The 12898-nt window shown below is 63.0% G+C and carries 10 protein-coding genes and 1 pseudogene; 4 read left to right on the top strand and 7 right to left on the bottom strand.

All coding sequences use genetic code 11. The annotated features are described in order from the left end of the window. Positions 1-294 precede the first annotated feature (294 nt). Entirely contained in the window at positions 295-1212 is a 918-nt protein-coding gene (locus tag MVA47_RS17250) for an alpha/beta hydrolase (protein ID WP_374474240.1), read from the top strand. 403 nt (positions 1213-1615) lie between these two features. Here the strand turns inward: MVA47_RS17250 and MVA47_RS17255 are convergent, their stop codons facing one another. Continuing rightward, positions 1616-2572: a triacylglycerol lipase gene (locus tag MVA47_RS17255; protein WP_247208869.1), complete on the bottom strand. Its 957-nt coding sequence runs from the start codon at positions 2570-2572 to the stop codon at positions 1616-1618. Positions 2573-2808: 236 nt separating this feature from the next. Further along, positions 2809-3843 carry a class I SAM-dependent methyltransferase gene (locus MVA47_RS17260; RefSeq protein ID WP_247208871.1) on the bottom strand — a complete coding sequence of 345 codons (1035 nt, stop codon included), beginning with the start codon at positions 3841-3843 and terminating at the stop codon, positions 2809-2811. Positions 3844-3992: 149 nt separating this feature from the next. On the opposite strand from MVA47_RS17260, the gene MVA47_RS17265 reads away from it, so the two are divergent. Further along, on the top strand, positions 3993-4556 hold the full coding sequence (locus tag MVA47_RS17265; protein WP_247208873.1) for a dihydrofolate reductase family protein: 564 nt from the start codon (positions 3993-3995) through the stop codon (positions 4554-4556). Between the two features lie 181 nt (positions 4557-4737). On the opposite strand, the gene MVA47_RS17270 is transcribed toward MVA47_RS17265, so the two are convergent. Together MVA47_RS17270 and MVA47_RS17275 are read right to left on the bottom strand one after the other, a co-directional pair. Continuing rightward, positions 4738-6177 carry an AarF/ABC1/UbiB kinase family protein gene (locus MVA47_RS17270; RefSeq protein WP_247208874.1) on the bottom strand — a complete coding sequence of 480 codons (1440 nt, stop codon included), beginning with the start codon at positions 6175-6177 and terminating at the stop codon, positions 4738-4740. Next, positions 6174-7385, bottom strand: a complete 1212-nt coding sequence (locus MVA47_RS17275; protein ID WP_247208875.1) for a cytochrome P450 — start codon at positions 7383-7385, stop codon at positions 6174-6176. Before MVA47_RS17275 ends, MVA47_RS17270 begins: the two co-directional genes overlap by 4 nt. Positions 7386-7518: 133 nt before the next feature. Here MVA47_RS17275 and MVA47_RS17280 point away from each other — a divergent pair, with 133 nt between their 5' ends. Then, positions 7519-8142 (top strand): TetR/AcrR family transcriptional regulator, encoded by a 624-nt coding sequence (locus tag MVA47_RS17280; RefSeq protein WP_281504793.1) that lies wholly within the window; start codon positions 7519-7521, stop codon positions 8140-8142. 61 nt (positions 8143-8203) lie between these two features. Here MVA47_RS17280 and MVA47_RS17285 read toward each other — a convergent pair whose 3' ends face one another. Then, on the bottom strand, positions 8204-8560 hold the full coding sequence (locus MVA47_RS17285) for a hypothetical protein (protein ID WP_247208878.1): 357 nt from the start codon (positions 8558-8560) through the stop codon (positions 8204-8206). A gap of 310 nt (positions 8561-8870) precedes the next feature. Here MVA47_RS17285 and MVA47_RS17290 point away from each other — a divergent pair, with 310 nt between their 5' ends. Next, entirely contained in the window at positions 8871-9368 is a 498-nt protein-coding gene (locus MVA47_RS17290; protein WP_247208880.1) for an FBP domain-containing protein, read from the top strand. 152 nt (positions 9369-9520) lie between these two features. Here the strand turns inward: MVA47_RS17290 and MVA47_RS17295 are convergent. Then, positions 9521-11898 (bottom strand): annotated as a pseudogene (locus MVA47_RS17295) (PEP/pyruvate-binding domain-containing protein). Then, positions 11895-12893, bottom strand: coding sequence for a TIGR03617 family F420-dependent LLM class oxidoreductase (locus MVA47_RS17300; RefSeq protein ID WP_247208881.1), 999 nt, complete (start codon positions 12891-12893; stop codon positions 11895-11897). The pseudogene MVA47_RS17295 and the gene MVA47_RS17300 overlap by 4 nt, the downstream one beginning before the upstream one ends. Between the last annotated feature and the right edge of the window lie 5 nt (positions 12894-12898).

A 12898-nucleotide genomic window follows, 5' to 3' on the forward strand; every position in this document is an offset into this window, starting at 1 on the left:
GAAATGGAGACCTCGATCACCCGGGACGTGCTCGCAGCCTTCGGAGCCGGACTGTCCGACCCGGTGCGGACAGAAGTACTGATGGCGCTCGGATTTGGACCCAGTAAACCAGCAAGCTTGCACGATGCCTCAGCGCCAGACTGTGACCGAACAACATGCCCGAGTCAACTCCACTCCCGACCGAGGACCCCTCGACAGCGGGCTAAGGAGGCCATTCGATCGTTGTCTCGCACACTCCTTAGTGATTCATGCCCGACCTTCGGGTAGAACCAACGATGGATCTACTGTTGACTCGTGCGGTTCGACTTATCTTCAATGATCGATCCTGAGCTCTGGTCCCTGGCCGATGAGTCGCGAGCCTTTTATGCCCGCCGACAGTCCGGCCGCGGCGCACGTAACGTCGACGAGTTGCGGGCTTTCCGGTTGCAAGCACCCGCCCCGGCGGTCTGCGAACCGCCGCCGCACCTCGAGCAGGTGTCGGCCGATGGCGCAACCGTTCCCGTGAGGATCCACAGCCCCGCCGGACGGCCGCCCTCCGGCGTGATCCTCGAAATCCACACCGGTGGCTTCTTCATGGGCTCAGCGGCCGGCGGCGACATCCGCAACCGTCGACTTGTGGAGACGCTCGGGGTCGCTGTGGTGAGCGTCGACTACCGCCTCGCGCCCGAGAACCCATGGCCGGCCGCAGCTGACGACTGCGAAACCGCCGCGCTCTGGCTGGCCGAGCATGCCCAAGCACGTTTCGGCACAACGAACCTCGCAGTGGTCGGCTTCTCCGCCGGCGCGACCTTGGCCATGGCAACCCTTCTCCGATTCCGCGACCGTGGCCTCGAAGTCTTCAGCGGAGGCGTACTCCAATGTGGAACATACGACCTTTCCGCACAAACACCAGCGGGCAGGTTGATCGCAGATGAGTACTTCCTCGGCGCGTACGCCGGTGATGCACCTGACCGGACCCACCCAGATCTGTCACCCGCATTCGCTGACCTCGACGACTTACCGCCCGTCATGCTCGTGATCGGCACCGAAGACATCCTCTTGGAGGACAACTTGGTTATGGCAACACGACTCGCGGCCGCCGGCGTCGAGGTCGATCTACGCCTCTACCCTGCCTCACCACATGCCTTCAGCGGGCACTCAACGTCGATGGCTCGGGCGGCTCTGAACGACATCGACGATTGGTTGCGCGATCGCCTCGGTGTGCTCGACTGAACCCCGCTTGGCAGCAGCGGGCGCGCCTGAAGGTTACTGGCGTAATGGGAATTTTTCGCCACATTCAGCGACGGACACGCCGTTCAGAACTGCTGCGCGAACGGCGAGACCGGACGATCGGAGCACTCAACCCAAGCCGTGGCGACGTCGGCGGTTTTCGTTGTCGATGCGCTTCGGTCGGGCGTTCGAGAATCTTGGTGAAGTTGGGATGTTCGGCGATATGTTGGGCTGCGCGACTCCAGCTGGGCACCCGCGCGTAAGCACTGTTCCACACCCCGAACACCGCTTCGCTGGCCCACGTTTCGGCGAGCGGTACCACCGTGGCATGAACACCGCTGTCGCGGAATCTGGTCATCGTCTGACCGCCAGCCCATACTGCGCGTCATCCGCAGAGGACAGGGTGTTAGCCGACTCCGGAGTTCGGTTCGACAACCGCACATGGCGCTGGACGGTGCGAAGCGTCATCGAGAGCGTTGAGTACAAATGTTGCGACCCGGCGTGTTGCCGCAAGGCCTCGGTGCGCTGTTCGGTCGATCGCGCACCCATCTTGGACCACGATGTTGTGCACTGCTGTGCCTGCGGGCCCAGGCGTCAAACCCGCCGTGTACGGAATCACGAGCTCGTCGTATTTCGTGGCGATGTTCGTGTACCGGACGCCTGAAACATACGGCGAGCCATCGGCATTCAGTGTCGTGATGAAGTCAGATCCCTCTACTGCCTGTAAACAGGCCGGGCACAACGGAATCGAGAGCGCACCTGATAGTCCGAGCTGTTCGTGCATCTCCTGGAGATAGTCTTCCCCCGCGGGTCCAGCAGTGCCGTTCCAGAGCGCGCCAAGGGCAACCAAGTTGGCGACGATGTCTTTTCCCCCTAGGAACTTCGCGTAATATCCCGACACCAAGCTTCCCTGCGAATGGGAAATAATGTCGACTTCCGAAGCCCGTGTTGACGTGCGAACGCGTTCGACGAACACCGAGAGTTCGGCGGCATCGTCTTCCAAGGGATCAAGAGCACCTATTGCGGACAGAGGCCAGGGCGCATTGTCGATCTGGCCATATGTCAAACCGTAAACGCAGTACCCCTCGTTCTTCAGCAGCGGGCCGTACACTCCCCAATTGACCTGTTGGCTCGCAAATCCTCCGTGTACCAACACCACGGGTCGCGGGTGCGCCGGGCTTGGCCGGCACGACCAATCGTTGGTACCGGGCAATGAGCCGTTCGGGTTGGTCAACTCGGCGACGATCCCCGTGTTGAAGTCGTAGCTGACTGGCAGCGGCGCGGCGGTCGCCGTGGCGGGCGACGCAGCGACAAAGCAGATTGCCAACATCAAAATTGCAACTAAGCGTAGACGTTTCCTCATCAACCCCCTAGTGCGCGACGAATGCGACGCATCGTCCACACACACAGATCCCCGAATTCCGTCGAATGCTACTGGCTGTGCAGTGCCTTAGGGTCCATATCGACGGCTTTAATCGCGAGCAGCTTCGTTCACCGTGTGAGGCTCCCTAGGTGAGCGCCAATAGTTGTTCTGTCGCGTAGCCCCGGTGGGCACTGATTGCGTCGACGCGCAGTTCGGTTGGTCCCGCATGGATCGCGCTATTCGCCGACGGCGTCACGCCTGCTCAACATCATGATCGCCAGCCGCCAGTCGAAGCCGACCGTGGTGTCTTGGTTGATGGCGTCCGTCAGCCGCTCGGTGAACAATTCGTGCTCGATCGCCGCGCGGTCCTCGTGCGGTATGGCCGCGAGCAATGACGGGCCGAACGACACCCGAATGGCCTCGGCAACGTCGCGGGCGTACTGCCCCCGGTCGCCCTCCACGTTCTGCTCGGCAATCGGATCACCCAGGACTACCTCTTCGAAATGATCAAGTGTGAAGGCGGCGTGCGGGAATGGCGCATGCCACTCGGCTGTGGTGCGGTACCACGCCGGGATGGGAGTTAGCGACATCGTGGGCAGGCGTCCTGTTTCGGTCATGTCGTCGGCGACGCGCCTGAGCGTTGTCATCACGGTTTCGGCCCCGCTGTAGCCGGCCGAATCAGCCGACCCGACCACGATGACGAGGCGTCCACCCGGCAACAACTCACGACTTCTGGCGTCGAGGAACCGGGCCCAGTCATCGCCCGCCCGCCGGGCCCACCGGTCACGCTGCGACTGCGTCCCGTCGGTGTACCACATGCCGTCGAGCGGCCCCGGAGCTGCGCTGAGCCAATGCAGCGCAATCGAACTCCACCCCAGAGAGACAGATCGCGGCGGGAGTATATGTCGGTAGAACGACCTCCCGACCGCGCTGGTGTAGACACCGGGACCAGCGTAGGTGCCCGGATCGTCTGCGACAGTGGCAAACAACGAGCTGAAATCGTTCAGCGGGAGGTCAGTGTGGACCACGCTGATCGGCATGTCGGCCGGATGAACGCGGCGCATTTCGTCGATCGCGGCGCGCATGGGGGCCAGCGAATTGCGTCCCTCTGAACATCCGTAGTCAGCGATCGTCAGCGACCCGTCGGAGGTCGGTGGCACGACTGCGGCTGCCGAGCGAAGCAGCGGAAAGGCTCGTGCCGCGGCACTCAACTGCGCCGTCGAGTGCTCGTTGTACTGCCCGCCGCCCGCCATCGCTTCTGGTTGCGTCATGAGTGATTTCTCCATCGATCGGCGGGCTCCGACATCTGCTCGCTCCTCCCTACCTTCAAATTCCGGATGTCAGGCGGCGAATCGCGAAACCCGAACCCGGCCCCACTGCGAGTCCGATGAGTTTCGGTCCTTGGGGTGGTCTAACTCGCATGGGCAAACTCACTTACGGCATGAATATCTCAGTGGACGGCTACATCGCCGACGGGAACGGCGATATCGGGTGGAGCGACCCTGATGCCGAACTGCACCAGTACTGGAACGACCAGGTCCGCAACACGGCGGTGTCGTTGTACGGGCGAAAGCTGTACGAGCTAATGGCCGCCCACTGGCCGACCGCCGACGAGGCCCCCGACGTGTCGCCGGTGGAGGCCGAGTACGCCCGGCTGTGGCGTGCGATGCCGAAAGTGGTGTTCTCGAACACCCTCGGTTCGGTCGGCTGGAACTCGAGACTGGAGCGAGGCGATGTCGTCGACTTCGCCGCAAGACTGAAGGCGGACACCGACGGGGTGATCGACGTTGCCGGTGCCACGCTCGCCGCGCCGTTGGTCAGGGCCGGCCTCATTGACGAGTTCCACATGGTGGTCACCCCCGCCGCGGTGGGCGGCGGGCTGCCGTTCTTTCCAGCCTTGGACAGCTGGATCTCGTTAAAGCTGACTGAGAACCGGACGTTTCCATCCGGCGCGGTGCTCCTCCGGTATACAACCAAGAAGTAGGAGCCGGTCACGCTGGTGCGTCACTGTCTGTGGAGACGTGGGACGGCCGATCCCCCAGCCATCCCGACGCTGCTGGTGCTGGTCGCGGGCTGCACCACCGCACCAAACGCCAATCCAGAAAGGCAAGAGCGTCCGACACCAGCCTTACATTTGCGCAGGCCTGCTGAGAACGGTGTGTTGCTCAGCGAGGGGTGAGACCAAACGGTAGTCCTCTGCGCCGGGCCCAGTCGGCGTGAGCACGACCGGCGTCGGTGTTGGGTGTTCCGATACCGTCGAGGCAATCGAGTTGCTCGCGGGTGTCGAGAGTGGCTCCTAGTTCGCTGAGAATTGCATTGATACCCAGGTTGATTCGGGCGAGCATGACGAAATCGCTGGGAATCTGCATTTTGCGTACCGCAATACCTATCGGCCCGTCGTCGAACATGGACTGCATTAAGCCGGTGCTGTCTGCCGGAACGAAAGTATGCGGCTGTTCAGTGTTCACGCTCGAGGCCATCATTGCCCACCACTGAAAGGCATCGTCGACACCGAGATCCGTGTCGGCAGTGATGAAGCCGTTGTCGATCATCAGGCGGTACAACTCGTGGCGGTCGCCTTCGCAGGTGGCCCGAAACATTGTGACAATTCCGCGGCGAACCCACTCGGGGAACTGTTTGACACAACCGAAGTCGACAAAACCTACTGTCCCGTCGTTGCCGAATCGGTAGTTGCCCGGGTGCGGGTCTGCATTGAACAGGTTGCTGTGGCGGTACGCCCCGAAACCAAAATAGCCGATCGCCGTAGCCCAGCGGTTACGCAATTCCTGGTCGGCGGTGCGGGCCTGTGCCCACCCCACCCCATCGAGAAAAGTCATGGTTATCACCAGATCGCCGACATGACTGTCGACCACGTCCGGCACTCGGATGAAGGGGTGTCCGCGGTACAGGTCGGCGAATCGTCGGATGCTGCGTGCTTCGAGGCGGTAGTCGAGTTCGTCAGCGATTCGCTCGGCCACTTCAGCGGCAGCGGATCGCTGGTCGGTGCGCATCGCCCGCGGTGTCAACGACATCCCGAGTTTGAGGAACGTGGCCAGCAATTCAGTGTTGGCGAGGTCATCTCTGATCGCGCGGGCCACACCGGGGTACTGGACTTTCACCGCGACCTCTCGTCCATCGGCGAGCCGCGCCCGGTGCACCTGTCCGATGGACGCCGCAGCGACCGGCTCCGGGGAGAACTCGACGAACAACTCTTCGACCGGGCGACCGAGATCAACTTCGATGATTTCCCGGACCGTAGCGACGTCCATCGGCGGGGCGTCGGACTGAAGGCGCTGCAACGCAGCCTGATAGGCGGCGAACGGCCCACCGACGTCGGGATCGACGTCGTAGGTCGACACGAGTTGGCCTGCCTTCATCAACACGCCTTTTGAGTGGCCGAGCAGGTCTGCGTAGCGTTGAGCGGTGCGCTCGTGGAATCGGCCGAGGGCCTCGGTGTCTCCTGCACGCGAGCGCAGGCCCGCCACGACTCGTCCGCCGGCTGCGCGCGCAGCGAAACCGACGACAGGGACGGTGCGGCGAACTCTGCCGGCTTGCACAGATCCAAATCGGATTTCTTCATCGGGGATGGAGCTTTCGTCATTCATCGTTCTGCCCTATCGGTAAAGACCAAGGGGACCTGGGTGGGTCCGCGCAGGATTCCCGAGGCGTGCCAGGTCACTGGTCCGGCGAGCTGTGGTCGACGAGCGCACAACTGCCTTAGGGCGATAGCCAGTTCCAGCTTTGCCAATGCTGCACCCAGACAGCGATGTCGGCCGTAGCCGAGGGCTAGATGCGGCCGCCCCTTGTCGCGGTCGGGACGGAACTCGTCCGGCGCCTCGAACACTTCTGGGTCCCGGTTGGCTGCCGCGATGGCGACGATGACCCGCGCACCCGGTTCAATTGTGTGTCCGTCAATCTCGCGGCGACCGGTCGCGGCGCGCACGACGATCTGGGCTGTCCCGTCCAGGCGGAGTAGTTCGTCAATCACCCGGTCGGCGCCGACGTCGTCGAGCGTGTCTATCAACCTATCGCCGACGTCCCCGGCGCAAAGACGAATCATACTCGTTCCCAACAGTTTTGCAGTTGTCTCGTGACCGGCGACGGCGAGAAGAATCGCGTTGGACACCACTTCGTCGAGTTCGAGTTGGGGGTCGGTGGCCAACAAGCTGAGCAGATCATTCTCGGGCTGTTGCCGGCGCTCGGCGCACACAGGCAGGAACTCGGCCAGCACCGCAGTCAGCCCCGATATCGATGGCACGTCATCGGAAGGAAGGATTGTCCCTTCCAACCCGAGCACCAACTCACTCGTCTTGTCCCACATCAACTGCGCAACGTGAGGTTCGAGCGCCAACCACTCCGCAATGACAGCGATAGGCAGTGGTTCGGCGATCCTCGACATCAAGTCGAAAGTTACCCCTGACGCGACATCACCAATGACTTCGGCGGCGATCGCCGCAATCCCGTCACTCATCGACGCGATGTAGCGCGGCGTGAAGACGTCGCGAAGTGCGCCGCGGGCCCTTCCGTGGTCGGGTGGGTCGAGGGAGAGCATGGTCTGCGCGAGCGGCGCGTCCTCAAGACCATTGGCCCGCAACGCCTGGCGACTGACCTCGGCAGCCAACGGATCGCTGCTCCATCCAGTGCCGAGCAACACCTCGCGGGCCGCGTTGTATCCACTGATCACCCACGATTGAGTCTGTTCGTCGAAATGAATGGGCCGGCGGCCGTGATCCCAAGGCCGAGACAGCACCGACGTTGTGCCGTCTGGCCACTTCCATCTCTGCAGTGCTGACGGATCGGTAACCGCATTCATATGCGCCTCCTCAGACTCCTAAGTGGTTACTTAGGACCTCACTTGGCTACACTAAGTGCACACTTGGGGCGTGTCAACGGCGTTGACGCTATCGGGGCGACCACACGGCGTGTGACCGTACGGAATGAGGGTGATGAGCACAGCAACGCGCGACCGATTGATCGAGGAAGCGATGCGCCTCTTCGGAGAACAGGGTTACCGTGCGACGAGCGTGGCCCAGATCGAGGAAGCAGCAGGCCTCACGCCAGGTTCAGGCGGGCTTTACCACCACTTTCGGTCCAAAGAACAGCTCCTGGAAGCGGGAATCGACCGTCAACTCGACCGCCTGCGCGCGCTGCGCGACATCGGGCATATCTTCGAGGGGCTCACCGACATCCGCTCCGAGCTCACCGTCATGGGCCGGTACACGCTCGAGGTCATCGACGAAGAAAGTCAACTCCTGCGCATCGTGTCTTCCGAACTTCGTAACCGACCGGCCAAACTGGCCGACACCCTGGCCGATCTTGTTGACCAGTCGTACGCGGGCATGGCGAGCTGGGTTCAACGGAATGTCCCCGGCATCGAGAGGGAGCGGGCCGAAAACATCGCAACAATCGCGATGAACGCATTGTTCGCGCACCGGACAATGCCGCACTTCCTGGGCCTACAACCACTTTCGATTCAAGACGACCGCATCATCGGCGAATGGGTCGAGATGGTTGCCGGACGGATCGAACAATGCGACCCCACGCGCGGTCCTCGGGCAGACCAGAATTGAGACACCGGTACCAACGCACCACCCGACTAGCTCTGCGCCGCCGTGCTGTCGTCATCCAGCATCAGTGTCCATAGGTATAGCGGAGACCAGCATTGATGAGCTTCCCGATCCGCTGACACATGTGCCGGAACAGGCGGTCATCTGGAGCGGGTGGTTCGACCAGCAGAGTCCATCGAAGTGCCGTCTCGCTGCCGCTTCCCGTCAGGTCGAACTGGATATTTGCATCGGGTCGCTTCGCCCAGATCGATGACCACACAACAAGTGTCGGGCGCTGGGTGGCAAGAACGCGCGGTGGCGTCTCGTCGTCGAGCAGATGCAACCACGGCCGCTGGGAAGCGCGGCCGGGATTGGCCAGGTCCTCGAACACCACCCACGGCGGGGGCGGCTGAGTGCGCTGCCGAGTCGCTACCGCTTGCATACACGAACCGTACGAGACCGGATGCCGGCAGTCCACCGACTACCCGCTGCGTCGGCCGATGATGCGCCGGCAAATTGGGATGCAACGACCGCTGAGAAACCGGTACGGTGTTTTCGTGTTCCGTCGAGTCGAAGCAGGTACTGGCGCCGCGCGCGCCTCTATGAGATGACTGCGCCCCGCAGCCGACCGTGATGGTCGGCAGCTCAGTCATGTCCTCGCCCCGATGTTTCGGGGAATCGACTCACCGCGTCCCGGACGCGGTCTCACTGCAGGTCCCAACAGGGGCCGTACCTGCACGGACGGATCCACCATGAAACCTCTTACCCATCAGCAGATCATCGACTCATTTCGCGGTGCGACGCGCAGCGAGATCAAGCGGGTCACGTTCCCGGCCGACTTCGACGACACCGATTTCGAGGCGCTCAACTTCTACGGATGGCGGGATCGCAAGATCCCCCGTCGTGGCTACATCTGCGTCCCACATCAGGGCGACGTCATCACCTTGCTGTTGACGCAGGCTGAGGCCGTCCCCAAGCGACGGGCCATGTGTACATGGTGTCGCGATGTCACTCTGACGAGCGCAGCGGTCATGTTCTCCACGCGCCGGATGGGTTCTGCTGGGCGCCGCGGCGACACGATCGGTGTCCTCGCCTGCGAGGACTTCAGCTGTTCACGCAACGTCCGCCGGCTCCCACCCGCCTTCCACCGGCATACCGATCTCGACGCGATACGGGCCGAGGCGGTGACGGGGCTGCGCGTTCGCGTCGAGGCCTTCGTGGCCAACGTGCTGTCGTCTGCAGACGCCTGACTTCGCGCCGCGGCGCCGGCGAGCGATGCCGGCGCCGCGGCGTTCACTGCTCCCAGATGCGCAACATTGACGCGCAATTTCGCCCGGATCTACGCAGGTCAGGCTGATCGTCGGTCAGGTCTTCGCGTGCGCCGCGTGCCGCGACCACCAGCTCAAGAGCGGTCGAGACGGGTAACCACCCCTCGGTCTCCATCCACGCGAACACGATCACCGGTCTTCAACGTCTGCGTGGCCACCAACGTGTTGACGACGCACGGCAAACCGTATTCGCGCGCCACCACAGCACCATGGGACACCGAGCTGCCGATATCGGTGACAAGTGCACCGATGACGGTGAAGTACGGCGTCCAACCGACGTCGGTGACCGGTGCGACCAAAATCTCTCCACGTTGCACGTCGCGCGCCTCGATGATCGATTTGGCGACGCGCACAACGCCTTCGACAGTCCCACGACTCGCCGGCCGGCCGATGATCTCGTTGTCGGTGACACCTCGCTGAGGCCGGACGATGAGCGGTATCGGCCGCCCGACAGACACGTCGTCGAACTCCAGCGAGTCCTGGAATGCCAGCGCCTGCCGGCGCTTGACCGCTCGATGCACAAGATCGCCGTTATCGGCGGAATCGACGACGCGGTTCAGTTCTGCCCGGTCGAAGAAGAACACGAGATCCGAATCAGACAGTCGCCCGGCCGCGGCCAGCACCTCACCCAGATGCCGGTAGCCCAGCTTGAGTGAATGCGCCATCAGCGCCATCTTCGATTTGGTCTCCTCGCGCCCTCGTGCGCCTCCTTGCGCCAACCTGGCGAGAAGTCTGATGGACGCTGCGCTGGGCACTTCGGGCCGGCTCTTGGCCGAACCGCGGTCGGACGGATCGAGCGCGGAACGCACCATCACCTGCATCATCGCGCCCAGCCCTTCCGGGTCCTCGGCCCACGAGGCATCGCGCATGCACAGCTCGCGGTATCCACGGTGGCCGTGGCGCTCCAGGAATTTCTCCAGCGCTACCCCGGCTGCGCTGCCGGTGGCGCGCAACTCCCCGACCGCGGTACCCGGCTCCCCCGTCAAGAACTTCGTGGCAGCCACGTCGTCGGCCGCGATGGTCTGTACCACCGAGTCGAGCTCTTCCAACATGAGCGCGCTCTCGACATCGGACGCGCCGCCATGAGCCTGGTCGCCTCGGCGCGACCCTCGTCTTCGCTACGTCCTTCTTTGACTGCTTGTCGCATCAAAACGCTCTCGAGGACGTTTGCGGCGACCGCCGCGCGCGACGACGATCGCACATGGGTCAAGGTGATGTCGCAGTACTGTTCCACCCCGCGTTCGAGCTGCCGCAACACCTGCCGAGGGTCATCACCGGTCGGCACCTCGAACTCGGCGATCTGCTCCTTCAATCGCCGGATCGCGGGCCCGGCAGACAACGCGTACGTGGTGAGCCGCACGGTGTTGACCAGTCTGCGCAAGAACGGCTTTGGTGGTTTCGGTTTCAACTCGTCAACCACCCGACCGCAGATCGAGGTGGAGAATTGTTCGAGCGAATTGCCCAGGATCCCCGAGCTCAGACCGGTGCCCTCGGTCAGGTTCAAGAACATGTGCCCCTGAAAATAGCCGACCTGCAGCCACGGCTTCTCGTACTTCGGCTGCGCTCGCGCCACCACCTGCGTCATCTGCATCGCGTAGTCGATGGCAAAACCGGAGACCGAAGCAGTCAACGGGCAGAACGCCCCGGGCATCATCTCGCCGATGTTGCAGCGGGTGTACACATGGTCTGCACCCGCGAGTGGTGAATCCATCTCGCCAAGATCGCCGGGCAGAGTGGTGATAGGACGAGCCTGCAGCCACCAGAGCTTCCCCGATTGGTCTATGGCCCACTCGAGATCCATCGGTTTGGCCCAATGGTGGACAGCGCGCAGGGCGCCCGCCCGGATGTCCGAGATTTCGTCGGACGACAGGACCGGCGTCTCACCAATCTCACGAACGGCGGGGTTGCCCTCGGAATCCAAAACGATGTGGTCTGGGGACGCCGACCCGTCGACAAGCGCTTCGCCGAGCCCGGCGATGGCATCGATCACCATGAGGTCGCGCCGGCCGGTGGCCGGATCTGCGGTGAACACGACGCCTGCGGCTCGCGCATCGACCATGTGCTGCACCACCAGATGCATTGTGGCCGTGGTCTGTCCACTGTACGACGACGCCCGTCGGGAATGAACCGACGCCGCACACGTGTGAACAGCCGCAGCAAAGTCATCGACGGAGTCGACTCCCAGCACGGTGTCGTACTGTCCCGCAAAGGACTGGTCGTCGCCGTCTTCGCCGACTGCCGAGGACCTCACGGCCACCGGAGTCGCACCGGCCGAAGCCATCTGGGAGAAGCGTTCAGCCACATCATCGGCGGCGATCTGCTCGGAAGCGTCAGCGATGACAAATCCCACCGGCACAGGAAGTCCCAGCCGGCGCAACTGTGCGAGGCCGGCCGCTTTTCCGCCGTAGCGGCCGTCGACGACCTCGTCGAACTCGATCGCGGTCAACGTCATGATGATCCCCCCAATTCATCCACGATCTCCGCGAGTGCGTCGACCTCGATGGGGCCCGGTTGGTAGAGGCAGATCCGGTCGGAGACACCGTCGACCCGGTCGCGGATGTGCGCGGCCACCTCAGATGGGGTGCCACATGCGGCAATGGTGTGCAGTATTTCGTCGTCGATGAGCGTGGCCATCTCTTGCCAGCGGCCCTGCTTGGACATCGCGTTCAGTTCTGGCTGCAGATCGCCCCATCCGTGGGCGTCGAGGACCGGCCGGTACGCCGGTGTGGAACCGTAGAACGCCAGCAACATTCGAGTCGAGGCGTGATCGTCATCGCGGCCGGTATCCACCGACACGATGATCTCGGGCACCACCTCGAAGTCGCTCTCACTACGGCCTGCAGCAGCCAATCCCTCGCGCACCGCAGGCAGTGTCGACTCGTGGAGGAACCGCTTCGACCCGAAAGGCATCACCAACAAACCATCGGCCACTTCTGCAGTGGCCCTGGTCAACCGGGGTCCGAGCGCGCCGAGATAGATCGGCGGCGGACCGAACGGGTTCGGGCCGGGTACAAAGGTCGGCGTCATCAAGGTGTGCCGGTAGTACTCGCCGCGGAAGTCGAGTCGTTCGCCCTCGTTCCACGTGGCGAAGATGGCTCGCAGCGCCCCCACCAATTCCTTCATCCGCGCGACCGGATGATCGAACTCGACTCCATAACGCTTCTCGATCTGCGCGCGAACCTGCGTGCCCAGACCCAAGATGAAGCGTCCTTCGCTGATCAGCTGGAGGTCATTGGCCTGATGGGCGAGCTGAATCGGATTGCGAGGGAATGCAATCGCAACATTCGACATGACGTCGAGATTCTTCACCGACGATGCCAGCACCAGCGGGGTGAAGACGTCGAACGGTCCTTCGAAGGTGAACACGCCTGATGCGCCGGCTTCCTTGAGCACGTGCGCCCGTTCGAGTGCATCGGTTGGCCCGAACAGCGCTGTCATGATCTTCATACCTG

Source organism: Williamsia sp. DF01-3 (genome assembly GCF_023051145.1).
Classification (GTDB): Bacteria; Actinomycetota; Actinomycetes; order Mycobacteriales; family Mycobacteriaceae; genus Williamsia.

Coding starts and splice junctions, on each gene's coding strand:
- MVA47_RS17255 (WP_247208869.1), bottom strand. CDS start 2,572: ATGAGGAAACGTCTACGCTTAGTTGCAATTTTGATGTTGGCAATCTGC.
- MVA47_RS17260 (WP_247208871.1), bottom strand. CDS start 3,843: ATGACGCAACCAGAAGCGATGGCGGGCGGCGGGCAGTACAACGAGCAC.
- MVA47_RS17265 (WP_247208873.1), top strand. CDS start 3,993: ATGGGCAAACTCACTTACGGCATGAATATCTCAGTGGACGGCTACATC.
- MVA47_RS17270 (WP_247208874.1), bottom strand. CDS start 6,177: ATGAATGACGAAAGCTCCATCCCCGATGAAGAAATCCGATTTGGATCT.
- MVA47_RS17275 (WP_247208875.1), bottom strand. CDS start 7,385: ATGAATGCGGTTACCGATCCGTCAGCACTGCAGAGATGGAAGTGGCCA.
- MVA47_RS17280 (WP_281504793.1), top strand. CDS start 7,519: ATGAGCACAGCAACGCGCGACCGATTGATCGAGGAAGCGATGCGCCTC.
- MVA47_RS17285 (WP_247208878.1), bottom strand. CDS start 8,560: ATGCAAGCGGTAGCGACTCGGCAGCGCACTCAGCCGCCCCCGCCGTGG.
- MVA47_RS17290 (WP_247208880.1), top strand. CDS start 8,871: ATGAAACCTCTTACCCATCAGCAGATCATCGACTCATTTCGCGGTGCG.
- MVA47_RS17300 (WP_247208881.1), bottom strand. CDS start 12,893: ATGAAGATCATGACAGCGCTGTTCGGGCCAACCGATGCACTCGAACGG.